Raw genomic sequence first — 23,775 nt, forward strand, 5'->3', positions numbered from 1 at the left:
GGTCGGTAGATTTTGGTCGGTCGGTCTACTCGGTTCGTTCAAGGTTGGGCCTTGGCTCGTTCGCGGGCTTCGAGCCGGAGCTTCTCCAGGCGCGTCAGTCGCTTCTCGGGGGCCGGGGCGGCCTCGACGGGTGCAGCGGCCGGGGCGGCCGCCGCGACCGGGGCGGCGGGGGCTGGTTTGGGTGGGAGCGGTACGTCGATCCGGAGCGAGCCCGAGCCGAGGTTGTGCAGGATCGGCTCGCCTTCCTGGACGACCGCGACCTGGCAGAACAGGTTCTGATGATTCCCGGCGGGGGATACCGCGTCGGTCTTGATCCGGAAGACGACTTCCTTGGTGTCCTTGGTGATCGTCTTGATGTCGGTCGTCACCTTGTTGGGCAGACCGATCAGGGTGACGGTCGCTTCACCCGGGAAGTCGACCGCCTTGTTGACGGCGACCACCAGGTCGGTCTCCTTCCCCTGTTCGACGCTGGCGGGGGAATAGGCCAGGCTCAGGAATGGTGCGGCCACGGTCAGGTTCGCCAGTTGCGAGGAGACCATGATCGGCCCCTTGTCGGTCGACGCCGTGCCGTTGACCACGATCTTCCAGGTCCGGATCTCCGCGCCACCGTCGGCGTTCATCGGGATGGTAGCCTCGTCGGCCTTCTCGGGGATGGCCACCCCTCCCGAAGAGCCGACGCCCGGCGGATTCCAGGGGAGCGAAATTGCGATGGCGGCGGTGAAGCCGGGCTTCCGCTTCGCCACCACCTTCAAGTTCATCGATCCGCCGCGGACGAGCGGGACCTTGGGCTCGACCACCTCGATCGAATAGGGAGCCTCCTCGGTCACGGCCACTGCCAGGCGGTCGACGCTCCTGGTCCAGTAAGGGACCTGATTCTGCCCGAGGACCAGCTCCGAGATCTGGCGAAACTCGGAAGGTACCTCTTGCTTGGGGTCGGCCAGCTTCCCGTCAACCCGGACCAGCGATCCGGCGATCGGGGCGTCCAGTTTGGCCTCGACGATGACCGGCATCGTGGGTTGGTTGGCGGCCATCTCGTCGGCCTTCAGCTCGGCCCCGGCCGGGAGCCCTTCGAAGCCGATATTGAGGGCCCCGCCGATGGCCTGGCGACGGGCGTTGACCAGGATCGCCTGACGGTTGCCGCGAGGGACCGCGAGGTTCGACGCCCCGGCCCCGCGCTGGAGCGATTCCGTCACCACGCTCATCGAGATCAGGGGGACCTCGTTGGCGACCTCGATCCGGTAGAAGTAATCGGGCCCGCCCTTCTTCAAGTGATCGACGATCGATATGACATACTCGCCATCTTCGGGGGCGGTGAATTTGAGCGAACTATCGGGCGACCCCCCGCCATCGTCGTCCCCGGCCAGGGCCCCACCACCCTTCTTGGCGATGTAGAGCACGGAGTCGAGCGGCGACCGGAGACGCCGGGCGTAGACCCGGATGTTGTAGTTCTCTCCCTTCTTGGCCGGGAACACGAAGTGATCGACGTCCTCGGGCTTGTCGATGACCCCGTTCAAGGCCATCGAGCCTTCGAAGCGGGTGGCCGTGGCCTGGTCGTTGTTGGGCTCGGCCTCGATCACGTTGCCGAACGGCGAGAGCCGGAAGGCGTTGGGATAGGGGGCCGTCCCCTGGTCGTCGGTCGCCACGATCCCGAATTCCCGGCTCTGCTCGACAGGGAGAGTGACCTTCGTCGTCTTCTCGCCCAGGACGTCGCCGATCAGGCGGACATCAATCGTCTCGCCGAACTTGCCGCCGGCCGGGACCGTCGCGGTCGGCCGGGGATAGTTGCCGATGTGGACCCGATAGAGGCAGGCATCTGTCCCCGCATAGGCACTCTCGCGGACCTGGATCAGATAGGTCCCGTCTTCGGGGGCGACGACCGAGGCGAAGGCATCCTGCCAGATCAGGGCCGCATCGTCGCTGGAGGCCAGTTCGAACCGCTTCGAATCCATGATCGCCACATAGGGGTCGAACAGGGCGATCCCGAGCCGGGCCCCTTCGACCTCGGCGGTGATCCGATCCCCCTTCTTGGCCTCGAAGGCGAAATAATCCACGTCCTCGGATCGGGCGACCCCGTTGACCACCGAACCGAATTCGATCTTCTGCGGCTTGAGGAACTCGTCATTCGGCTCGACCTCGGCAACCTCCTTCAAGGCCCCGACGCTGAAGGTCCGAAGTTCGCTGACACCCGTGGCGGTCCGAAGCCGGATGTCGTGAAGACCGAGCGAGGCATCCCCGTCGATCTTGAACGTCACCTTCACATGGTTGTCGGCCACGACCTCGAGCTTGGTCGTCGAGATCCCCGGCTGATAGAAGAACACCTCCTGAGCATCGGCGAGCCGGGCACCGGTCAGGTCGACGACGACCTCGGTCCCTCGCTGGCCACCGAGCGGCCGGACCCCCGTCAAACTGGGCGAGGCCCCCTGAGTCGCCGAGGCGAACGCAAGGGTCAGGAGCGTCCCGAAGATCGTCCGTGCGAGTCTCGTCGTGTTCATCGAGGGAGTGTCCGGAGTAGGTCGGGAGTCAGATCAGCCAGGAACGGGCGTCGACCGACTGGATGATCTCGATCGTCGGGCGGGGTTCACCCGGCAGTAGGCGGAAGGAGATCGGAAGGATTTCACTGGTCAAGTTCTGGGGATCTGCGGGAGTGATCTTGCCGGCCAATTTCAACTGGCCTTCGATCAGTCGATAAAGTTCGAGAGACCAGGGCTTGCGGTCCACCAGGAGGAGTTCCTTCACGCCGACCGAAGCATAGAAATCGAGCTTCTTTCGGGATCGATCGTAGGGGCTGACAATCTCGATCACGAAGTCGGGACCACCGTACCAGTGGCTCTTCCGATCCTCTGCGGAATTTTCCGGGAGGAAGACGGAGACATCCGGGCATCGGTAATTCTTCTTCCACTTAACCGGTCGATCGGTGACGTTAATGGGTGGATAGACCTTGACCCCCGCGATTGGCGACAAGGCCTCCACGAGCGTGAAGTGAAAGCAACCGGCGACGAATTGATGCTCGTTATCGGCGATTGGCGACACAATGTAGGTCCCGTCCCAAACTTCATCGAAACGGTCGATGCGCCGCTCTCGCCGATCTCGGATCAGTGCCCGCTGCTCCTCGGGACTTAAGATGATCATCCCCATCGCCAAGTCCTCCCGCGTATCGTCATCGAAGAATGGCCCGAGTCAATTCGAGCCCATCCCCGATCGTACGTCCCGAAGGCTCAGGCGAGCAACTCGGTCCGGACCTTACCTCCATCAACGATCTCGATGGGCCGACCGCCGGGGGCCATCAGCTCCTTGTCGGCGACGATCCCGAGCTGGTGATAGAGGGTGGTGGCCAGGTCTTCGGGGCCGATCGGGTCGCGTTCGGGCTCAGTGGCCGTGGCGTTCGAGGCCCCATGGATGTAACCTTTCTTGATCCCGCCGCCGGCCAGGACGACGCTGAAGACCTTGGGCCAGTGGTCGCGACCGGCGTCCTTGTTGATCTTCGGGGTCCGGCCGAACTCGCTGGAGACCATCACGATGGTGCGCTCCAGGAGGCCAGTCCGGTCGAGGTCGCGAATCAGGGCGGCGTAGCCCTGGTCGAAGGCGGGCATCTGGCTCTTCATACCGCCGGCGATGTTGGCGTGGAGGTCCCAGCCCCCATACTGGAGCGCGACGAACCGGACTCCCGCGGCCACCAGTCGGCGAGCCATCAACATCCGCTGACCGGCGGTGTTCCGGCCGTACTCGTCGCGGATCGCGGCGGGCTCGGCGTCGATGTTGAATGCCTCGCGCGCCTTGGGCGAGGAGATCAGGCTGTAGGCCCGCTCGTAGAACGTATCCATCGCCGCCAGGCCATCGGCCTTCTCTTTCCGGGCGAAGTGGTCGTTGACCGCCTCCAGGACATGCCGACGGGTCGCGAACCGAGAATCATCGATCCCGCCCGGCAGGTTCAGATCCTGGACCTTGAAGCCGTTGTTGGCCGGGTCGCTCCCCAGCGAGAACGGGGAGAACGACGAGCTCAGATAGCCGGTCCCTGCATAAGTGTTGGGCATCGACGGCACGCAGACATAAGGCGGGAGATCATTCTTGGGGCCGAACTCGTGCGAGACCACGCTCCCCATGCTCGGGTAAAGCAGCGCCGGGCTCGGGCGGTAGCCCGTGAACATGTTGTGGGTCCCACGCTCGTGGGCGGCCTCTCCGTGGGTGAACGATCGGAGGACGGAGATCTTGTCGGCGATCTGTGCCGTCTGCGGCAAGGTCTCGCTGAAGAACTCCCCATCAATCTTGGTGGGGATGTGGGTCAACTCGCCCCGATATTCGACCGGAGCAAAAGGCTTGGGGTCGAACGTCTCCTGGTGGGCGATACCGCCCGGGAGGAAGATGTGAATGATCGAGTCGGCCTTGGCGGCGATCGCCGCGTAGGTCTTCAGGTCGGCTCGAGCCTTGAGCCGGAAGAAGTCGCCCAGGCTCAGGCCGAAGCCGGCGGCCCCCACGGTCAGGAATCCACGGCGGCTGAAGAGTCGTCCGTTCATCGATCATCTCCCAACGCGAAAAGAGGGTGTCGCCACGATTCCGGGCCTGCGTCCCGATCGACGAATGACGACCCGGCGAATTCAGCTCGGGGTTCCAAGCGTGACCCGTCCCGTCTACGTCCGGAAGGAGGATGGGGAAGGGTCGAGCAATCGCGGGCCGGCGGACGACTAGCGGGAGGAGCGGTGGGTCTCGACTTCGAGGGCGGTTCGCTCGGCACGAGAAAGGGCCGAGGGTATACCAATTATTCAACAAACGAAAAAGCCTTAGCTCAGATTACGGGCAAGGTGAGCAAGGCGTTGGAAATTAATTCGCGCCCCCTTTCGAATTCGCTCAATCGTGACTGGATGCAACATTCCGTCACCCTACGGAATCGGAAGAAATCCGGGACAGACGGCATCGTCCCCCTGGAAAGCTCCGTCCGTCGGAGCGTCGAGCTCGCGACTCCCCCGTCTGGCGAATGGGGGCGGGCTGGGATAAAGTCGACTCCGAGTAATCGGATCTGATTTCCGGGAGGGGAAGGATCATGCGTCCTGTTGGCTGGCTTCGACTTGGCGCGTGCCTGACCGTCCTGACGATGGCCGGGGGGTTTGACTCGGTGAGTGCCGACCAGGGTAATCGGATCGGGGATGATCGACGCGACCTCCATTCCTTCGGCCATCCCGAGCAGGTCCGGGTCCGGCACATCGATCTCGATCTGTCCATCGACTTCGAAAGGAAACAACTCGCCGGGTCCGTACTCCTCTCTTATGAGCGGCAGCCGGGATCGCCCGCCGATGCGCCTCTGGTGGTCGACACCAAGGGTCTGGAGATCCTGGACATCGAGCGGCCGGACGGCGAAGGCACGACGAAGGTGGAACCGCTGATCGGCAAGGGTGACCCGATCCTGGGCGAGTCGTTGACGATCCCGATCAAGACGGATTCGGGCCGGATCCGGATCCGCTACAAGACCTCCCCCAACGCCGGGGCCTTGCAATGGCTCGACCCCGCACGAACGGCGGGCGGCAAGCAACCCTTCCTGTTCACCCAATCGGAGGCGATCCAGGCCCGGACCTGGATCCCGCTCCAGGACTCGCCGGGAGTCCGGATCACCTACAAGGCGACGATTCGCGTCCCGAAGGGTCTGACCGCCGTCATGGCCGCCGACACACTGTCGCGAGATCAGAATTCAGACCCTTCCGTCTTTCAGTTCACGATGGGACAGCCCATTCCCTCTTATCTGATCGCCCTGGCGGTGGGCGACCTGACCTTTCGGCCCCTCGGGACCAGGACTGGCGTCTGGGCCGAGCGGTCGGTCGTCGAGAAAGCAGCCTTCGAGTTCGCCGACACCGAGCAGATGATCCGCGCGACCGAAGCGTTCTTCGGCCCTTATCGGTGGGGGCGATATGACCTGCTGGTCCTCCCGCCGAGCTTCCCCTTCGGCGGGATGGAGAACCCCAAGCTCACCTTCGCCACCCCGACAATCCTGGCGGGCGACCGCTCCCTGGTCTCGCTGGTGGCGCACGAGCTGGCCCATTCCTGGTCGGGCAACCTCGTCACGAACGCCACCTGGCGCGACTTCTGGCTCAATGAAGGGTTCACCGTCTACCTCGAACGCCGGATCATCGAGGCCGTCTACGGGGTCGAGCGGGCCCAGGTGGAGGCCGTCCTCGGGCTCCAGGAACTTCGGGACGAACTGACCCGACTCCCGGAGGCCGACCAAATATTACACCTCGACCTCGCCGGCCGGGATCCCGACGACGGGATGACCCAGGTGGCCTACGAGAAGGGGGCGCTCTTCCTGACCGAGCTGGAGCACGCCTTCGGCCGCGAGCGGTTCGACGCGTTCCTGCTCGACTACTTCAATCGCCACGCCTTCCAGTCGATCACGACCGGTGATTTCCTCGACGATCTGAAGGGTCGGCTCTTCACGCTCGACCAAGAGGCTGCCTCGAAAATCGACCTGAAAGCCTGGGTCGAATCGCCGGGATTGAAGGCTCCCTTCACCGAGCCGACTGCCGGGCGGCTCGAAGCGGTGGACCGATCGCTGGCCGAATGGAAAGTCGGAACGACTCCCGCCTCGAAGCTCGCCACCAAGGACTGGTCGACCCAGGAGTGGCTCCACTTCCTCCGAGGCTTGCCCGAGTCGATCCCGGCGGAAAGGATGGCGGAACTCGATGCCGCCTTCGGCTTGACGGATCGAGGCAACGCCGAGATTGCCGCGCAGTGGCTCCAGATTGCCGTGAAGAACGGATATCAACCCGCCGATGCCCGCCTCGAAGCGTTCCTGACCTCGATCGGGCGCCGGAAGTTCCTGATGCCGCTCTATCGAGAGCTGATCCAGACCCCCGAGGGGAAAACCCGGGCCGCGGCGATCTACGCCAAGGCCCGTCCGTTCTATCACCCGATTGCGGTGGATTCGGTCGACAAGTTGCTGGGCGTCCGCCCTGGGGAGAATCGTCCGTGAGCGTCACGCTAGGCATCGATATCGGGACCTCGGGCACGAAGACCATCGCGATCGACGAGTCGGGGACGATCCTCGCCTCGGCCTCGGCCGAGTATCCGTGCGACCATCCGCACCCGGGATGGTCGGAACAGGACCCCGAATCCTGGTGGCGAGCGACCGCCTCGACCGTCCGAGAAGTCCTGGCCAAGGGCAACCTCAAGCCGAGCGATATCGCCGCCATCGGCCTGAGCGGGCAGATGCACGGCTCGGTATTCCTCGACGCCAAAGGAGAGGTCGTCCGTCCAGCCTTGCTCTGGAACGACCAGCGGACCGTGGCCGAGGCCGCCGAGATCGAGGCCAAGGCCGGGGGCCGCGAGGGCCTGGTCCGGCTCGTGGCGAACCGGGCTTTGGTCGGCTTCACCGCACCAAAGCTCCTCTGGGTCCGGAACCACGAGCCGGCCAACTGGGACCGGGTCCGCCAGGTCCTCCTGCCCAAGGATTACATCCGGTTCAAGCTCTCGGGGACCTACGCCACCGAGGTCAGCGACGCCGCCGGGACCTTGCTCCTGGACGTGGCCAACCGCCGATGGAGCCAGGAGTTGCTCGGGCTCCTGGAGCTCGACCCGGCCCTGATGCCCGAGTGCTTCGAGAGCCCCGAGGTCTCGTCGGTCGTGAGCCGAACCGGGGCCGAGGCCACCGGCCTGGCGGAAGGGACCAGGATCGTCGGAGGCGCGGGCGACCAGCCGGCCGGGGCGGTGGGCAACGGGATCGTCCGGGCCGGGGTGGTCTCCGCCACGATGGGGACCTCGGGCGTGGTCTTCGCCCATGCTCCCGAGCCCGGCTTCGACCCGCAGGGTCGCCTTCAGCGCGGATGCCACGCCGTCCCCGGGGCCTGGTGCGTGATGGGCGTGGTCCTCTCGGCCGGCGGGAGCCTCCAGTGGTACCGGAACCAGCTCAGCAAGGCCGAGGTCGAGATTGCGAAGGCCCAGGGGATCGATACCTACTTCCTCCTGAGCGACGAGGCCGCGCTGGCGGGCCCCGGAGCCGAGGGACTGTTCTTCCTCCCCTACCTGACCGGCGAGCGAGCCCCCTATTATGACTCGGACGCCCGAGGTGCCTGGATCGGCCTTTCGGTCCGGCACGGCCGAGCCCACCTGATCCGGAGCATCATGGAGGGTTCCTCCTACGCGATGCGCGACAGCCTGGAGTTGATCCGCGAGATGGGGGTGACGATCGAACAGGTCCGGGTCTCCGGGGGTGGGGCGCGAAGCTCGTTCTGGCGACAGATCCAGGCCGACATCTACGGCGTCGACGTCCACACGGTCAACGCCGCCGAAGGCCCAGCCTTCGGTGTCGCACTCCTGGCGATGGTCGGGGCCGGGGCATTCTCGAGCGTCCCCGAGGCGTGCGACGCCACGATCCGACTGGTCGAGCGTACCCAGTCCGAACCGAGCGTCCGGGACTTCCACAATCGGGCTTACGCGATCTATCGGCAGCTTTACCAGGATCTACGCGAGTCGTTCGCGGCCATCGGTCAGCTCGTCCGGGGCTGATCCCTTTGATCCGAAATCGGAGCGTCACGTGGCCCGTCGACGAGCTTCCAGCCCCCCGCCTCGCCCGCCCGAGAAGCCGCCGACCGCGACGGCCGAGCCCACACCAACCCGGAGCGGCTTCTGGAGCCGATCCCGGGTGGCGCTGGCCGTCGTCCTGATCCTGGCGACTCACGGGGCCCTGGCGGTCGACAGCCTCTTGCAGGAGAACGCCACGGTCGACGAGGTCGCGCACATGCCGGCCGGCGTGACCTACTGGCAGACGGGGACCTTCAAGCTCTACCACCACAACCCGCCGGTGGTGAAGCTGATCGCGGCGCTCCCGGTCGTCCTGGCGAATCCTACGACCGCCCCGCTCTATGAGATGTCGTGCTGGGCGCAGGAGTCGCAGACGACCTTCGGAGAGCTCTTCGCCTTCTTAAACTTCAAGAATTACCTGGAACTGTTCAGCCTGGCCCGGCTCACCATGCCGATCTTTTCGATCGTCGGCGGGCTGGTCGTCTTCGCCTGGTCGAGCCGCCTCTACGGGCCGGGCGGGGGTCTGCTCAGTCTGGCGCTCTGGTCGTTCTGCCCGAACGTCCTGGCCCACGGGCGGCTGGTCACCACCGATGTCGCGGCCGCCTCGATCGGCGCGGGGGCTACATATCTCTTCTGGCGCTATCAAAAGAATCCAACCTGGACCCGAGCGGTCATCGCCGGGCTGGTCCTGGGGCTGGCGCAGCTCACCAAGTTCAGCTTGATCTTGCTGTACGGGTTCTGGCCCGCCCTGGCCCTGCTCCGGTTCCTCCTGGATCGGCGGGGGGAGGAATGGCCCCGGAGGCTTGCCATGGGACTCGCCCAGTTCGCGGCGATGGTGGCGATCAGCGTGGCGGTCATCGATGCCGGTTATGCTTTCGAAGGGGTCGGCACTCCGCTCGGAAAGTACGAGTTCGCCAGCGGGTCGCTGACTCGTCCGGTCCCGCCGGGGATGGCGCGGCCTTCCAGCTTCAACCCGCTCCTCGACTCGGCCTGGAAATACCGGGTAAACCGATTTCGAGGAACGATCCTGGCGGACTTGCCGGTCCCTCTCCCCAAGCACTATCTCCTGGGGTTCGACGAGCAGAAGGTCGAGACCGAGGGTGTCCCCGAGTATTTCTTCAACCCGGGCCTTCCTCACGACGACGCGAAGCAGACGGGCTACTCCGTCTATCTCGACGGCGAACTGCGGAGGGGTGGTTGGTGGTACTACTATCTGGCCACGCTCGTCTACAAGGTTCCGGAGGGAACCTGGGTCCTGGTGATCCTCTCGGCCGCGATCCTGGTCGCCTCGAAGCGATCGAGGGCCCCCTGGGTCGATGAGATTTCCGTCCTGGCCCTCCCGGTGGGCGTCCTGGGTGCAATGAGCTTCCTGACCGACATCTGCCTCGGTCTCCGATACATCCTTCCGGTCTTCCCCTATGTCTTCATCGCGACGGGGAAGGTAGTCCCTTGGGTTGCGGGACTTCGGCGATTTCCCCGTTGGGTGGCCTCGGCGGTCCTGGCGGGATCGCTCGCGGGCAATGCGATCTCGGTCGCCCTGATCCACCCCGATTACCTCGCCTACTTCAACTGGGCATCGGGGGGTCCGGACCGAGGGGGGGAGCACCTGATCGACAGCAACCTGGATTGGGGGCAGGACCTGGTCAAGCTCGACCGATGGCTCAAGGCGAACCGGCCCGGTCGCGACGTGGGCCTGGCCTACTTCGGGCAGATCAACCCGAGCCTGATGTCCCTCCGGGGGGGCGGATTCCGCTGGTTCCTCCCCCCGGCCCTCCCCGGTACCGCTCAGCCATTACCGGGGCGTGACCTGTCGAAGCTGATCGGCCCGGCCCGCGAACTCAGGCCCGGCCTCTATGCGGTCAGCGCTTCGATTGTCCAGGGTCTCCCCTGGCGATTCTACGACAGCATCAGTCTCGATGCCCCCCAGCTTGCCTGGACCGCCGCATGGAACGTCGGGACGGACGCCTTCGGATATTTCCGAGAATTAACTCCTGTCGCGAGGGTCGGCCACTCGATCTACGTCTACGAGCTTTCGGAACAAGATTGCAAAATTTTGGGCCGTCACTGGCAACGAGCTAGTCTCGTAGAATAAGTGACGAGAAACCCAAGTCGGGCCGGGTCGAGGTTGACCGGTCGGGCTGGAATCGCGATAGTCCGGGCGCGATCGTCGATGCGGCAGAGGGTCGGCGATCGCAGGGGCCAGGATGGCCCTCGATGGCGATCCCCGTCGTCCCGACGTTCGGTGATCAGGAGGCATACCGATGACGTTCGAGCAGTGCCACGCGAACTTGATGCAGATCCGCCGGAGCCAGGGCACACGCTGCCCGGCGGTCCGGATCGCCTACAACGGGATCACCTATCAGGGTCGCCTCATGCGAGCCGATAGCGACCCCGAGACTCGCCGGCTCCCCGACGCCCGCTTTGGGGTGATCGTCCTGGAGGGCCTCGGCCTGGCCCGAGGGCCCGAGACCATCCTCCAGATCGCCAGCATCCCCGAGGATGGAATCTGCGACCTGCCCGCTTCCTGAGCGCGACGGCCCGAGAGATGTCGGAGGACGATTTCGGGCCGCTGGGCGATCCCTCTCCATCGGATCGCCCCGCCGACCGTCGGTAGGCTCACGTTGCGGTCAACCGACGGTTCGGGGTATCCTCCCGCGAGTGAGATCCAGGACCGAATCGACAGGGAGGTTTGGATGTCGGCCCAAGTCACCAGCGTCTTCCTCTATGTCGACGACATGCAGAAGTCGATCGAATTCTATAACGAAATCATGGGTGCCGAGATCGCCCAGTTGCACGCCGAGGAGGAAGGCGGCCCGCTCACCCTGGCCATCCTCCGAATCGGCGGCTTCTCGATGATGCTCCATCCCCAGGACGAACATTCCGAGGAATTCGCCAGCAACAAGGCCGGGCTGGGCATCCACATCCAGATCAGGGTGGACGATGTCGACGCCTTCTATTCCCACTGCCTCGACGAAGGGGCGATGCTCTCCGTTTCCGGAGAGCCTGTCGATCAGGCCTGGGGATGGCGCGAATTCGCCCTGAAGGACCCGAACGGCTACGTCTGGTCGATCTATCAGGACAACTCGGGCGGCCAGTGGACCTGATCCTATCGATCGATCCGAGGGGGTCCGCTCACTTCTCGACGGCAGGGATGACGGGGGGGACCGGCGTGGTGGTCGTCCGGGTTCCGATCAGGAAATAAAGGCCCACGACCACCAGGAACACGCCATAGGATCTCTTCATCGTGGCGGGCGAGAGTAAGCCCGCCAACAAAGCCCCGCCGAGCGTCCCCACCACAAGTCCGGCCGCGATGCCGAGTCCCCTCGGAATGTCGACTTCACCCCTCCGCCAGAACTCCAGGACGGCCAATCCCGCGACCGGGAGCAACTGGGCCATCAGCGAGGTCCCGGTCGCCGTCTTGGGATCCAGCCCGAAGATCAAGATCAGGGCCGGCACGATGATGAGACCGCCCCCGATCCCGAACATTCCCCCCACGACCCCGGCCCCGAGTCCCAGCCCCATCATCGCCGCGAGCGCACCCCAGCTCATCCGACCTCCCGTTTCGTTCGATCCACCTCGGCCATTGCCAAAATCGTCGAGCAGCCCGCCAGGCCTGCGGTCTCGACCCGAAGGAGCGTCGGGCCGAGGTCGACGACCCTCCACCCCTTCTCGACGGCCCGGGACACTTCCGCGTCAGTCAGGCCACCTTCCGGTCCGATCGCCAAAGTTATGGAGGATCCCCGAATCCCTTCGACTCCCGCCAGGGGGCTCCCGCCCGGGTGCGCCACGAGCTTGATCTCGTCCTGGACCGAACCGAGCAGATCGCTCCAGTTCATCTGCGTCTCCAGGTCCATCAGGCGATCGCGGTTGCACTGCTTCGCCGCCTCGATGACCAGCCGCCGGAGACGATCGAGCTTGGCCGATCGGGGGTCGACCACCGATCGGTCGGTGACCAGGGGAATTAGCCGGGCCACCCCCAGCTCGGTGGCCTTCTCGACCAACCAGTCGAACCGATCACCCTTGGGGACCGCCGAGGCCAGGGTGAGTCGGCAGGCCGGGAGTCGTCCCGAGACTTCACGACCCAGGATCCTCAACTCGACCCGATCGCGACCCAGTGACGAGACCTCCGCCCGGAAGACCGAGCCCCGGCCATCGAAAATCTCGACGATCGCACCCGGGGCGACACGCCGGACCCGTGCCAAATGGCGGGCCTCGTCCCCCTCCAGGACCGCCCGATCATCGACTGGGGAAACCGGGCAATAGAATCGGTCTGACAACGCCATCCTCCCGAGCAATCGCGAAAGAGTTGGGACGATCTTACCGATCGTAAGGGAGGATTGCGAACGGAGTGGCCGGCCCGGAGATTCCCCCGACCATGTGGCATCGACACTGGAGCTTGACCTTCAATCCGTTCGACGAGCGTCGACCAACGTTCGTGCCGGCCCCGTCTCACGCCGAGGCGAGGGCCCGCCTGATCCATACGATCGAATCGGCAAGCCGATCTGCTCGCCTGATCGCCGGGCCGGGGCTCGGCAAGTCGATTGTCCTCGGTCGAGCCATCGAGGCGACTCGAAGCCCGGCGCGACGCTTTGCGAGAGTCAGCGGCCTGGCCGATGGCCAGGCCTGGATCGCGAGCCTGGTCGAGCGGCTCGGAGGCCGAGTCGCCACCGATGCCCCGCGAGGCCAGGCCTGGAAAGCCCTTGGCGAGGCGGCCCGGCTCTGCCGTTGGCAGGGCCTCCACCTTGTCATCGTTGTCGATGACTGCCAGGCCCTGGACCAGCCAGGCGAGCGACTCGACCTCGAACGGCTCGATCACCTGGACCTCGATCCCTCCGCACGTCTCACCATCCTTCGAATCGGCCGACCGGACGGCCTGGAACCTGGCCCGACCTCCTGGGATCTCGCGATCCGTCTCGAGGCCTTGACCCGCTCCGAGGCTGCCGGTTATCTCGCCGCGAAACTCGAGAAAGCCGGCCGGGTCGAGCCCGTCTTCACCCCCAGGGCGATGACGCGACTGCACGCCCATTCGGGCGGTATTCCCCGAGGGCTCGACCGACTCGCAGGCTTCGCCCTGATCGCGGGGGCCGATCGGGGACTGGAGATCATCTCGCCCGAGGTGGTGGACTCCACCGCCTCGGAATGCCTGGGCGACGCGATCTTCACCGGGATGGCCTGAATCCGGCGGGCTGGCGGGCGGGCCGAGGGTTCGATAAAATCGAGGATCGACCGGCATTCCGTTGGCAAAGTTCTTAATATTGCCCGGACCGCCCCGAATCGATCCAGTCGGGTCACACGCCCGACCGAGCCTCGCGAGTTGTGATCGACGAGAACCGCCCCATGCCCGAGCCGACGGTCCACCTCAAGAACCGATATCTTGCCGCCCTCCTGGCCTGGCTCGTCCCGGGCCTGGGCCATTTCTATCAGGGCCGGACCGGCAAAGGTATCCTTTATGCAGTCTGCATCGTCAGCCTCTTCCTCGTGGGTCTGGCCCTGGGCGATTGGCGGATCATCTACTGGCGGTGGATCAACCCTCTGCACAATTCCGAACAATTTTGCTTCAACTACCTGGGCCAGTTCTGGGCGGGGATCCTCGCCCTTCCCGCCCTGATTCAGGCCACCCTGAGATGGTACGGGTTCGACCCGATCCTCTGGGGATACATGGCCGAGCCGACCCAGAACGAGATCAACGGGCTTTACCGGCTCGGCAAGTTCGTCGAGATCGGGACCTTGTACACGACCGTGGCCGGGCTCCTGAACGTCCTCGCCATCTACGACGCCTACGAAGGCCCAGCCCAGCTCGATGAGCTCGAGCCGACCACCGAACCCCAGGCCGTCCGCGTCAAGCCGATCGTCATCGATGTGGAGGCCCGGGCGTGATCTATTACGCATTCATCCTGCCGCTGGTCGCCGCGATCAGCCTGGTCTACTCCGCCTCACGCCACGAATCATGGCCTCGGATCTGGTGGCAATCGCTTCGACTCTGCGGCGCGATCTTCGGCATACTCCTGGTGACGACGATCGTACTCTTGCTGATCAACACCCAGGTCTGAGGCGTCGGCGCCAGGCACGGACCATCGCCCCGAGCTCCCTCCGGCAGAGTTCCGGCGTATCACCCCGAGCGAAAACCGTGAGAACGGGATCGCCCGGGCGGAACATTGACGCAGGCCGGGGAATATCGGCGAGCTCCGGGAATTCGTCCGGTTCCGGAATCGACGCCTCCATGGATGGTGTCCGGAGGATCGGCCGATCGGCGTGGACGATCAACTTGCCGACGTATCCTCGAGGCCGAATCGGGCACACGTCTCCGATGCGCTGTCGGAAGGCCCGAAGATGTTCGGCGAGCAGTGAGGTCCCCATCGCCCATTCCAGGACTTCCACGGACGCGGTATATCGAGGATTCAACTCGATCGCCCAGGCCCGGTTGCCTTCCCAATTCAGGTCGATCCCGAATAGGCCGACCAGTCCGAAGGTCGAGGCCACCACGCGACCCAGGTCCTCGATCCGACTCTCAGCCTCCGGGCCGACCGTCCAGGGGCCGAGACTTCCTCGATACGCGAACAGATTCCCTGGCCGCCCGACGAACTGTCGGGTGAGGCCCAGAAATCGCGAGTGCCCACCCTCGCCGACGTACAGCGCGGCCAGGGGTACGCCCTGCATTCGCTCCTGAAAATAGACCCGTCCCCGGGAAAATGCACCACCCAACCAGGGGCGAATCCCGCGACCGCCGCCCGAGGCAATCGGCTTGACCAGCCACGATCCATCGGTCGGGAGACCGTTCGGTTCGAGCCGGATCTCGGGTGAGTCGAGCCCCGCACGGCGGATCGCCAGGCTCAGGGCGACCGGATCGCGCACGGTTCGAAGGATCGCGCCGGGGTTGCCCAGGAGTGGATGCCGGGCCGAGATCCGGTCGACCAGATCCGGACGATTTTCGACGGCACCGGTGTACAGCCAGGGAGTCGGCTCGACCGTATCGGCGAAGCGAGAGATCCCGTCCGGATACTGCTCGGGCTCGATCTGATGGACGGGGCAGGCGGAGCCGAGGTCGAGGTCGGCGAAGAGATCGGCGCAAGTGGGTTGAAGTCCGATTCGAATGGCGGAATAGGCCGCCGATCGGGCACTTGCCCCGAGGATCATGAGATCCACCGGGGGAACTCCGAGGTAGACGAAAAAATCGACGGGCGATGCTTCGCCCGTCGGGTCCGTCAAATCGGCTTTCGCCGATATTTTATTCGGCCTTCTCGACCTTGGTGGCGGTGATGACCTGCTTGCCATCCTTCTCTTCGACGTCGCCGGTCACCGTGGTCTTGACTTCGCCGGTGCAGATCCCGCTCGACTTATGATAGTCGTTCGAAACCTTGTTCTTGGCCAGGTAGTACTTGACGGTCTTGCCGCCCTCTTCCACTTCGATGACGTTCTGGCACTTGTCGGATTCCTTGAGCGCGCACTTGGCGCACTTGCCTTCGCCGGTGATGGTCTTGACCTCGATGGCGAGGGCAACGCCCGAGCAGAAGACGGTGACGGCCAGCAGCGTGAAGAGCTTCCGCATTGCAATGCTCCCTGGAAACGGAGAAGGGAAGGCACGGATAACTCGGGGCGAATGCCGGAACTCCGGCACGGTCCCGTACCTTCGGAGTCGATATTGAAGCAGGAGTCTCGGCGTCTCACAATCAAATTTTTTACCTTGTTGAACATTCGGGAGGGGACCCGGGGGTTGCGGTCGACCGCCTGGCTGTTATCATTCGGTCTCGTCGAGCCGTACCGAGGTCCCCCATGCCCCCGGGCTGCCGGACGAAACTCCCCTCCGACCACCGTACACGCACACGCACTGGAGACGCATTCCGATGGCCAGCGAGCACACCATGTATGTCGGCGAGGCCCTGGTGGGCGAAGGTAACGAGATCGCCCACATCGACCTGCTGATCGGCTCGAAGGACGGCCCGGTTGGCGTTGCGTTCGCGAACGCCCTGGCCAATCAGTCGAACGGCCATTCCAACCTCCTGGCCGTGCTGGAGCCGAACCTCCTGACCAAGCCGGCCACCGTGATGATCACCAAGGTGACCATCAAGGGGATGAAGCAGGCGGTCCAGATGTTCGGCCCCGCCCAGTATGCCGTCGCAAAGGCGGTCGCGGACTGCCTGGCCGAGGGGACCATCCCGATCGCCGCCGCCGACGACCTCGTGATCGTCTGCGGGGTCTTCATCCACCCCGCCGCCGAGGACAACGCCAAGATCCTCAAGTTCAACCACGAGGCCACCAAGCTGGCCATCCAGAACGCCATGAAGAAGCTGCCGACCCCCGCCGACGTCGTGGCGAAGAAGGACACCGCCAAGCACCCATTCTCGGGGCAATAAGACGGATTCCGTCGATCGATCCCCTCAGGTTGGGCGCGTCCTGACCTGCGGGGATGGCCGTTCCTCTCCGGGATTGACCGATGTCTAGCGATCGCCCCTCGATCTTGATCCAACTGGACGTCGACCCGCAGCCTAGCGTCTTCGATGGCGTTGTGGCGGTCGATGCCGGGGTTGACCATCTCTTCCGCCACGGGGGCGTGAAGCCCGAGACGGTCCGCGACCTCGTCTATGGGGCCTTATTCACACGAGGCGGGTCCGACCTCAAGCGTTCGGCCATCTTCGTGGGCGGGTCCGACGTGGCCGCCGCCGAGGAAGTGATGAAGGCGGTCCAGGAGATCTTCTTCGGCCCATTCCGGGTCTCGGTCCTGTTCGACGCCAACGGCTCGAACACCACGGCCGCCGCGGCGGTCCTGGCCGCGATCGAAGGGTCGGGCGGGTCGGTCGAGGGGGTCAAGGCCGCGGTCCTGGCCGGGACCGGCCCGGTCGGCCAGCGGGTCGCGCGGCTCCTGGCGGGGCTCGGCGCCGAGGTCGCCATCGGGTCTCGATCCCTCGAACGGGCCCGGGCCACGGCCGAAACCATCGGCAAGGTGGTTGATAGTCCCCTCTCCGCATTCTCGACCTCGGGCTCATCCGAGCTGATCGGGGGGCTCGGTGGGGCGTCTATTGTCATCGCGGCCGGTGCCGCGGGGGTCTCACTCCTCCCGGAATCGATCCGCAAGGACTTGCCGAGCCTGAAAGTCGCGATCGACCTGAATGCCGTCCCCCCCGCCGGGATCGAGAAGGTGAAGCCGGCCGACCGCGACGAGGAACGAGAGGGTGTCCGATGTTGGGGGGCCCTCGGCGTCGGCGGCACCAAGATGAAGATCCACAAGGCGGCGATCCGTGCCCTGTTCGAATCCAACGACAAGGTCCTCGACGCCGAGATGGTCTTCGCCATCGGGCATGAGCTGAGCTGAATCCCACTCGATCGACCTCTCCGAATCTCTCCTCGGGAGCCGACTCATGATCGCGACCCTGACCCTGGCGGCAGTCCTCCTCGGGGCGGATCAAGCCCCTCGACCGATGGAGATCTACTTCATCGACGTGATGGGAGGTGCGGCGACCCTGATCGTCACGCCCGAAGGGGAGTCGGTCTTGATGGACTCCGGCTGGCCGGGGCTCGACGATCGCGATCCGCAGCGAATCGAGCATGTCCTGAAGGACGTGGCGAAGCTCGATCACCTCGACCATCTGGTGACGACCCACTGGCATGTCGACCACTTCGGCGGGGTCGATGGACTTTCTCGCCGTCTCCGGATCGACCATTTCTGGGACCGGGGCCTTCCTGATCCGAACGCTTCCGATGGCGATCGGGCCAACTATCCCGACGGTCCCTTCGCGGGCGATGCGCTCGGGATCAACTACCGGAAGGCCTCCGAGGGGAAACGGCAGGCGCTCTCGGCTGGAGCGACTCTCCCCTTGAAGGGTGTCCAGGCCCTGGTCCTCGCCTCGGGCGGAAAAGTGATCGATGGGCCATCCGGTCCGATGAACCCGCACTGCGCCGAGGCTCCTCCCGACCAGCCCGTCGATCGCTCGGACAATGCCAAAAGCGTGACGATCCGGTTCCGACTCGGCAAGTTCGATTTCCTCGACTGCGGCGACCTGACCTGGAACGTCGAGAAGGCCTTGGTCTGCCCGATCGACCGGATCGGGCCGATCGACCTCTACCAGGTGACCCATCACGGGATGGACATCTCGAATCACCCGACCTTGGTCCGGACCATCGCCCCGACCGTCGCGATCATGAACAACGGCCCTCGCAAGGGGGGCTCGCCCGCGACGGTCAAGCTCCTCCGCTCGATCCCCTCGATCGAGGCGTTTTACCAGCTCCACAAGAACGCCGCGACGTCGCCCGAGGAGAATACCGATCCCGCCCTGATCGCCAACGCCGATAAGGCGGGCGGCCAGTTCATCCGGGTCTCGATCGAGCCCGACGGGTCGAGCTATACCGTGCAGATCGGCGAGGACGGGGCCAGGCGTTCCTTCAAGTCGAAGTGATAGCTTCGGCCGATCTCGGGCGTTTCTTCCGCTCCTTCGGTTGGTGTTTCCACCGCCGGTGGAGCCAGAGATATTGCTCGGGGTCGCGTCGGATGATGGTCTCGAGCGCCGAGGTGTAGCGCTGGGTCAGTAGCCGGGCATCGTCGGCGGTGCCGGCGAACTCGGAGGGCTCGATCAGCTCCGTGCATCCGACCTCGTACCGGAAGCCAGGGCCGATCCTCCGGGCATAGCCGACCATCACCGGGGCCTGATGCTCGATGGCCATCAGGGCGATGGCCTTGTGGGTCGAGGCCGGGCGTCCGAAGAACTCGACGAACATCCCGCGCTCGCCCGCGTCCTGATCGGCCAGGAACGACAGGATGCCGCCGGTCCGGAGGACTTCGAGCATCTCGTCGTATCCCCCCTTCTTGGCGATCATCTTCTGCCCGGTCCGCTCGCGGAACGACCGGAGGAATCGATCCAGGTAGGGGTTGTCGAGCGTTCGCGCGACCGAGTTGGGCGGGAACCCGAAGACGCCGAACAGATAGCCCGCCATCTCCCAGTTGCCGAAGTGACCGGTCAGCATGATGACCGGCCCGCCCGAGAGGAGACGGTCGATCACCTTCTCTTGCCCGACCAGCGTGATCCTCTCTCGCCAGGTGGTCAGGTGGAGCTTGCGAGGGATGTGGAGGATCTCCATCAGCATCATGCAGAAATGGAGATAGACCCCCCGAACGATCCGATCGCGCTCGGCCTCGGAATACTGGTCGCCGAAGGCCAGGCGAAGATTCTCCATCCCGATCTTGCGGTGCCTCTTGTCGAGCCGGTAGAGGATCGCCGAGAGCCACCGGGCAAAGGCATACGACTGCTCGACGCTCAACGCCTGGGCCACGCCGACGATGAACCGAACCAGGAGGTAGACCAGATAATTCACGAGTCGATTGGGGCGTCGCTTCACGGCCAATGCTCCGACGACGTTCGACCCTTCGTTGCCGGATCGTGGCGGGATGCTATCCCCGGAGCCTCGAAAGATCAAGTCGAGGAGACTTCGGCACGCAGTCTGCACAGGTTGGGGGAACAGAGCGAACCCCCCGCCTCGGCACGAAGGCCTGACATGAGCACGGTCCTCCCCTCCTCCTCGGAAACCATCACGACCGACGTCCCCGCCCGGATCGACCGCCTCCCCTGGGGACGCTGGCACTGGCGGGTCGTGATCGCCCTGGGTATCACCTGGATCATCGACGGCCTGGAGGTCACGCTGGTCGGGGCCATCGGCGGAGTCCTCGGCCAGAAGGAGACCCTCCACCTCTCGGAGGGGCAGATCGGGCTTCTGGGCACGTCCTACCTGATCGGCGCGGTCCTGGGCTCCCTGGTTTTCGGCTACCTCACGGATAGGCTCGGCCGCAAACCACTGTTCACGGTCACTCTGGGGCTTTACCTGGGCGCCGCGTTTTGTACCGCCTTTTCGTGGGACTTCTGGAGCTTCGCCGTCTTCCGGTTCCTGACCGGCGCGGGTATCGGCGGCGAGTATTCGGCGATAAACTCCGCGATCGATGAACTGATCCCGGCGCGAGTCCGGGGGCGGGTCGACCTCCGGATCAACGGAAGTTACTGGATCGGCGCGGCGGCGGGCTCGCTGGCTTCGCTCCTCCTGCTCGATACCGACATCTTCCCGGTCAACCTGGGCTGGCGGCTCGGTTTCGGTATCGGGGCCTTGCTGGGCCTGATCATCATCTTCTACCGGAACCACGTCCCCGAGAGTCCCCGATGGCTCGCGACTCACGGCCGGGGCGATGAGGCTAACCGCGTCGTCGAGGAGATCGAACGCCATTTCACCGAGGATGGGGTGAAACTCGAACCGGTCCACGAGTCGATCACCCTGCATGCTCGCCACGACGTGGGATTCGGGCTGATCGCCCGAACCATGGTCCATACGTATCCCGGAAGGACCCTGCTGGGTCTGAGCCTGATGATCTCGCAAGCGTTCCTCTACAACGCTGTTTTCTTCACCTATGCCCTGGTGCTGGTCCGTTTCTACGACGTTCCTTCCGCCGAAACCGGCCTCTATCTGCTTCCCTTCGCCCTCGGCAACTTCCTGGGACCGGTCCTTCTCGGTCACTTTTTCGACACGGTCGGGCGGAAGCCGATGATTGCCGGGACTTATACGATCTCGGCCATCCTCCTGGCCGCCACGGGCTGGCTGTTCACTCAGGATCTCCTGACCGCCACCACCCAGACCTTGCTCTGGTCCGTGATCTTCTTCTTCGCCTCGGCGGCCTCGAGTTCCGCTTATTTAACCGTCAGCGAGGTCTTCCCCCTGGAAATGAGGGGGCTGGCCATCGCCTTGTTCTTTGCCGTGGGGACGACCATCGGCGGGTCCGCGGCCCCGGCCCTGTTCGGCTACCTGATCGGAACCAATGATCGTTTCAACCTGTTTTACGGCTATCTCCTGGCTTCCGCCTTGCTAGCGATCGCGGTCATCGCGACCATCCTCTTCGGCGTGAAGGCCGAGGGAGCTTCTTTGGAATCGGTGGCCGATCCCCTCTCGAAGGTGGCCGATTCGCCGAAGGCCTGAGCGTTCTGGCCCCCTTCATGGTATCCTGGAAATGTCGGTTCCAGAGATGGAGTCGGCGGCATGCGAGTTGCCTTGGAATTGGGCTCCGACTGTCACTTCGACCGTCGAGGCTCGACGTCCAGTCAGGCGATGGTCCCAGAGGGTGAACTATGGCGTCGGCGAGTCGACCGAGTCTCAAGGAGCGGACCAGGGAGCGGGGACCGGCGGAAAGTGCCCCGTCGCGAATCATCATCGAGGGGATTACTCCCGAGATCGATGGGGGAGCCTTCCCGATCAAGCGGGTTGTCGGCGAGGGAGTGATCGTCGAGGCGGATATCTTCGCCGAGGGGCACGACCACCTTCGGGCCCTCCTCAAGTATCGGCCCGTCGGCTCGACCGAATGGTCCGAGATCCCCATGACTCCCCTCCCGAATGATCGATGGACCGGCTCATTCACCATAGAAACGCAGGGTCGATTCGAATACACCGTCGAGGGATGGGTGGATCGCTTTGCGTCCTGGGCTTACGAACTGGGCAAGAAGGCCGAGGCCGGACAGGACGTCCAGAGCGAGCTCCTCGAAGGCGCCGAACTGGTCCGGGAAGGGGCGAAGCGGGCGGTTGGACCCGACGTCGACTGGCTCAAGGCCCGGGGCGAGGTCCTTGGCCGGGCGAGCGATCAGGCCGAGCGGGTTCACGCGGCTCTCGACCCCAAGCTCTCGGCCATCATGGCCCGACATCCCGACCGCTCGCGAGGATTCACCTACGAACGAAACCTCGGGGTGACGGTCGAACGAGTCCTGGCCCGGACCGGGGCCTGGTACGAGCTCTTCCCGAGATCGACCGCCCCCGAGCCTGGTCGGCACGGGACCTTCAAGACGACCGAGGCGAGACTGCCTTATGTCGCCTCGATGGGTTTCGACGTGGTCTACTTCCCGCCGATCCACCCGGTCGGCCGGGCCTTCCGGAAGGGGCCCAATAACACCCTGACCCCGGGCCCCGACGACCCCGGGAGCCCCTGGGCGATCGGCAGCCCCGAGGGCGGCCACAAGGCGGTCCTTCCCGAACTCGGCACGCTCGAGGACTTCGATCACCTCGTCGCCACCGCGAAGGGGCTCGGCCTGGAAATCGCCCTGGATATCGCCTTCCAGTGCTCACCGGACCACCCCTACGTCAAGGATCACCCGCAGTGGTTCCGGCACCGCCCGGATGGCACGATCAAGTATGCGGAGAATCCTCCCAAGAAATATCAGGATATTTACCCGATCGACTTCGAGTGCGAGGACTGGCGATCTCTCTACGAAGAGCTTCGCGACGTCTTCTTGTTCTGGGTCGACCACGGCGTCACGATCTTCCGGGTCGATAATCCGCACACCAAGCCGTTTCGGTTCTGGGATTGGGTGATCCGCGAGGTTTGGGACAATCACCCCGATACGATCTTCCTGGCCGAGGCTTTCACTCGGCCGAAGCTCATGGCTCGGCTGGCCAAGGGCGGCTTCCCCCAGTCTTACAGCTATTTCACCTGGAGAAACGACAAGGCGTCGATCCAGGAGTATTTCACGACGCTGACTCAGACCGAACTCGTCGAGTACATGCGGCCGAATCTCTTCGCCAACACCCCCGACATCCTCCACGAATTCCTCCAGCATGGCGGCCCCCCGGCGTTCCAGATCCGCCTGGTCCTGGCCGCGACCCTGGGATCCTCCTACGGGATCTACGGGCCGCCGTTCGAGCAATCGGTCGGCACACCCTGGAAGCCCGGCTCGGAGGAATACCTCGACTCCGAGAAGTACCAGGTCCGGCACTGGAACCTCGACGCTCCCGGCAGTCACGTGGCCCTGATCACCCGGATCAACCAGATCCGACGAGAGAACCCGGCGCTCCATTCCAATCGCTACCTGCGTTTCATCCCGACCGACAATGACCGACTCATCGCCTACCTGAAGACGACGCCCGACCTCTCGAACATGACCCTCGTCGTCGTCAACCTCGATCCGTACCACACCCAATCGGGATGGGTACGCGTGCCCTTCTGGGAGCTCGGGATCGGGGATCCGGGGCAGGTCTATCAGGTCCACGACCTGATCAGCGATGCCCGCTATCTTTGGCAAGGCGAGGCGAACTTCGTCCAGCTGGATCCCAACGCCTGCCCGGCTCACGTCTTTCGAATCCGGCGAAAGATCAAGACCGAGCACGATTTCGACTACTTCGAGTGACCTCGAAAGCCTCCTACAAATCCCATTACAAAATCGGATCGATTGAATTGATGAGCCGTCGGGCCAGCCACGAGACCGGAGCCGGGCAGGAGTTGGGGAGAGCCGGTGGTCGAGGAGAGATCAATCGCGAAGAATCCTC

21 protein-coding genes are annotated in these 23,775 nt (G+C 64.5%); 13 read left to right on the forward strand and 8 right to left on the reverse strand.

The window, feature by feature from the left end:
• Window positions 1-38: 38 nt before the first annotated feature.
• The 3 genes from P12x_RS22300 to P12x_RS22310 all read right to left on the reverse strand — a co-directional run bounded on the left by P12x_RS22300 (window position 39) and on the right by P12x_RS22310 (window position 4,511).
• On the reverse strand, window positions 39-2,492 hold the full coding sequence (locus P12x_RS22300; protein WP_435007061.1) for a PPC domain-containing protein: 2,454 nt from the start codon (window positions 2,490-2,492) through the stop codon (window positions 39-41).
• Window positions 2,493-2,520: 28 nt separating this feature from the next.
• Complete coding sequence (locus tag P12x_RS22305; protein WP_435007063.1) at window positions 2,521-3,135, reverse strand: Uma2 family endonuclease; 615 nt, start codon at window positions 3,133-3,135, stop codon at window positions 2,521-2,523.
• A gap of 80 nt (window positions 3,136-3,215) precedes the next feature.
• On the reverse strand, window positions 3,216-4,511 hold the full coding sequence (locus P12x_RS22310; RefSeq protein WP_435007065.1) for a DUF1501 domain-containing protein: 1,296 nt from the start codon (window positions 4,509-4,511) through the stop codon (window positions 3,216-3,218).
• A 524-nt stretch (window positions 4,512-5,035) separates the two neighbouring features.
• Between P12x_RS22310 and P12x_RS22315 the strand changes: the two genes are divergently transcribed.
• From P12x_RS22315 to P12x_RS22335, 5 genes are all read left to right on the forward strand, one after another.
• Window positions 5,036-6,955 carry a M1 family metallopeptidase gene (locus tag P12x_RS22315; RefSeq protein ID WP_435007066.1) on the forward strand — a complete coding sequence of 640 codons (1,920 nt, stop codon included), beginning with the start codon at window positions 5,036-5,038 and terminating at the stop codon, window positions 6,953-6,955.
• Window positions 6,952-8,487 carry a xylulokinase gene (gene xylB, locus P12x_RS22320; RefSeq protein ID WP_435007068.1) on the forward strand — a complete coding sequence of 512 codons (1,536 nt, stop codon included), beginning with the start codon at window positions 6,952-6,954 and terminating at the stop codon, window positions 8,485-8,487. Before P12x_RS22315 ends, xylB begins: the two co-directional genes overlap by 4 nt.
• A gap of 28 nt (window positions 8,488-8,515) precedes the next feature.
• Entirely contained in the window at window positions 8,516-10,594 is a 2,079-nt protein-coding gene (locus P12x_RS22325) for an ArnT family glycosyltransferase (RefSeq protein WP_435007070.1), read from the forward strand.
• A gap of 169 nt (window positions 10,595-10,763) precedes the next feature.
• Window positions 10,764-11,030: a hypothetical protein gene (locus tag P12x_RS22330; RefSeq protein WP_435007072.1), complete on the forward strand. Its 267-nt coding sequence runs from the start codon at window positions 10,764-10,766 to the stop codon at window positions 11,028-11,030.
• A 165-nt stretch (window positions 11,031-11,195) separates the two neighbouring features.
• Window positions 11,196-11,606 carry a VOC family protein gene (locus P12x_RS22335; RefSeq protein WP_435007074.1) on the forward strand — a complete coding sequence of 137 codons (411 nt, stop codon included), beginning with the start codon at window positions 11,196-11,198 and terminating at the stop codon, window positions 11,604-11,606.
• Window positions 11,607-11,634: 28 nt separating this feature from the next.
• On the opposite strand, the gene P12x_RS22340 is transcribed toward P12x_RS22335, so the two are convergent.
• Together P12x_RS22340 and P12x_RS22345 are read right to left on the reverse strand one after the other, a co-directional pair.
• Window positions 11,635-12,051, reverse strand: coding sequence for a TSUP family transporter (locus P12x_RS22340; RefSeq protein WP_435007076.1), 417 nt, complete (start codon window positions 12,049-12,051; stop codon window positions 11,635-11,637).
• On the reverse strand, window positions 12,048-12,779 hold the full coding sequence (locus P12x_RS22345; protein WP_435007077.1) for an RsmE family RNA methyltransferase: 732 nt from the start codon (window positions 12,777-12,779) through the stop codon (window positions 12,048-12,050). The genes P12x_RS22340 and P12x_RS22345 overlap by 4 nt, the downstream gene beginning before the upstream one ends.
• A gap of 98 nt (window positions 12,780-12,877) precedes the next feature.
• Between P12x_RS22345 and P12x_RS22350 the strand changes: the two genes are divergently transcribed.
• From P12x_RS22350 to P12x_RS22360, 3 genes are all read left to right on the forward strand, one after another.
• Window positions 12,878-13,678, forward strand: coding sequence for a type II secretory pathway protein ExeA (locus P12x_RS22350; protein WP_435007079.1), 801 nt, complete (start codon window positions 12,878-12,880; stop codon window positions 13,676-13,678).
• A 161-nt stretch (window positions 13,679-13,839) separates the two neighbouring features.
• Window positions 13,840-14,379, forward strand: a complete 540-nt coding sequence (locus tag P12x_RS22355; RefSeq protein WP_435007081.1) for a DUF6677 family protein — start codon at window positions 13,840-13,842, stop codon at window positions 14,377-14,379.
• A complete protein-coding gene (locus P12x_RS22360; RefSeq protein WP_435007083.1) occupies window positions 14,376-14,552 on the forward strand; it encodes a hypothetical protein in 177 nt (58 codons plus the stop codon). The genes P12x_RS22355 and P12x_RS22360 overlap by 4 nt, the downstream gene beginning before the upstream one ends.
• Here the strand turns inward: P12x_RS22360 and P12x_RS22365 are convergent.
• Both P12x_RS22365 and P12x_RS22370 read right to left on the reverse strand, forming a co-directional pair.
• Window positions 14,536-15,636: an ATP-grasp domain-containing protein gene (locus P12x_RS22365; protein WP_435011710.1), complete on the reverse strand. Its 1,101-nt coding sequence runs from the start codon at window positions 15,634-15,636 to the stop codon at window positions 14,536-14,538. The two genes, P12x_RS22360 and P12x_RS22365, sit on opposite strands and share 17 nt — an antisense overlap.
• A 91-nt stretch (window positions 15,637-15,727) precedes the next feature.
• Complete coding sequence (locus P12x_RS22370; RefSeq protein WP_435007084.1) at window positions 15,728-16,048, reverse strand: DUF6370 family protein; 321 nt, start codon at window positions 16,046-16,048, stop codon at window positions 15,728-15,730.
• A 295-nt stretch (window positions 16,049-16,343) separates the two neighbouring features.
• On the opposite strand from P12x_RS22370, the gene fae reads away from it, so the two are divergent.
• The 3 genes from fae to P12x_RS22385 all read left to right on the forward strand — a co-directional run bounded on the left by fae (window position 16,344) and on the right by P12x_RS22385 (window position 18,890).
• The gene (fae, locus tag P12x_RS22375) at window positions 16,344-16,853 is read left to right on the forward strand and encodes a formaldehyde-activating enzyme (RefSeq protein ID WP_435007086.1); all 510 of its coding nucleotides are present in this window, start codon (window positions 16,344-16,346) and stop codon (window positions 16,851-16,853) included.
• 80 nt (window positions 16,854-16,933) lie between these two features.
• Window positions 16,934-17,809 (forward strand): NADP-dependent methylenetetrahydromethanopterin/methylenetetrahydrofolate dehydrogenase, encoded by an 876-nt coding sequence (locus P12x_RS22380; RefSeq protein ID WP_435007087.1) that lies wholly within the window; start codon window positions 16,934-16,936, stop codon window positions 17,807-17,809.
• Between the two features lie 46 nt (window positions 17,810-17,855).
• Window positions 17,856-18,890, forward strand: coding sequence for a ComEC/Rec2 family competence protein (locus P12x_RS22385; protein WP_435007088.1), 1,035 nt, complete (start codon window positions 17,856-17,858; stop codon window positions 18,888-18,890).
• Here P12x_RS22385 and P12x_RS22390 read toward each other — a convergent pair.
• Window positions 18,877-19,827, reverse strand: a complete 951-nt coding sequence (locus P12x_RS22390; protein ID WP_435007089.1) for a lysophospholipid acyltransferase family protein — start codon at window positions 19,825-19,827, stop codon at window positions 18,877-18,879. The genes P12x_RS22385 and P12x_RS22390 overlap by 14 nt on opposite strands.
• A gap of 156 nt (window positions 19,828-19,983) precedes the next feature.
• On the opposite strand from P12x_RS22390, the gene P12x_RS22395 reads away from it, so the two are divergent.
• Both P12x_RS22395 and P12x_RS22400 read left to right on the forward strand, forming a co-directional pair.
• Window positions 19,984-21,444, forward strand: a complete 1,461-nt coding sequence (locus P12x_RS22395) for an MFS transporter (RefSeq protein WP_435007090.1) — start codon at window positions 19,984-19,986, stop codon at window positions 21,442-21,444.
• A gap of 149 nt (window positions 21,445-21,593) precedes the next feature.
• Window positions 21,594-23,636: an alpha-1,4-glucan--maltose-1-phosphate maltosyltransferase gene (locus P12x_RS22400; RefSeq protein ID WP_435007091.1), complete on the forward strand. Its 2,043-nt coding sequence runs from the start codon at window positions 21,594-21,596 to the stop codon at window positions 23,634-23,636.
• Window positions 23,637-23,775: the final 139 nt, after the last annotated feature.

The sequence above is a fragment of the Tundrisphaera lichenicola genome (assembly GCF_051175385.1).
In the GTDB taxonomy this organism is placed as follows: Bacteria; Planctomycetota; Planctomycetia; order Isosphaerales; family Isosphaeraceae; genus Tundrisphaera; species Tundrisphaera lichenicola.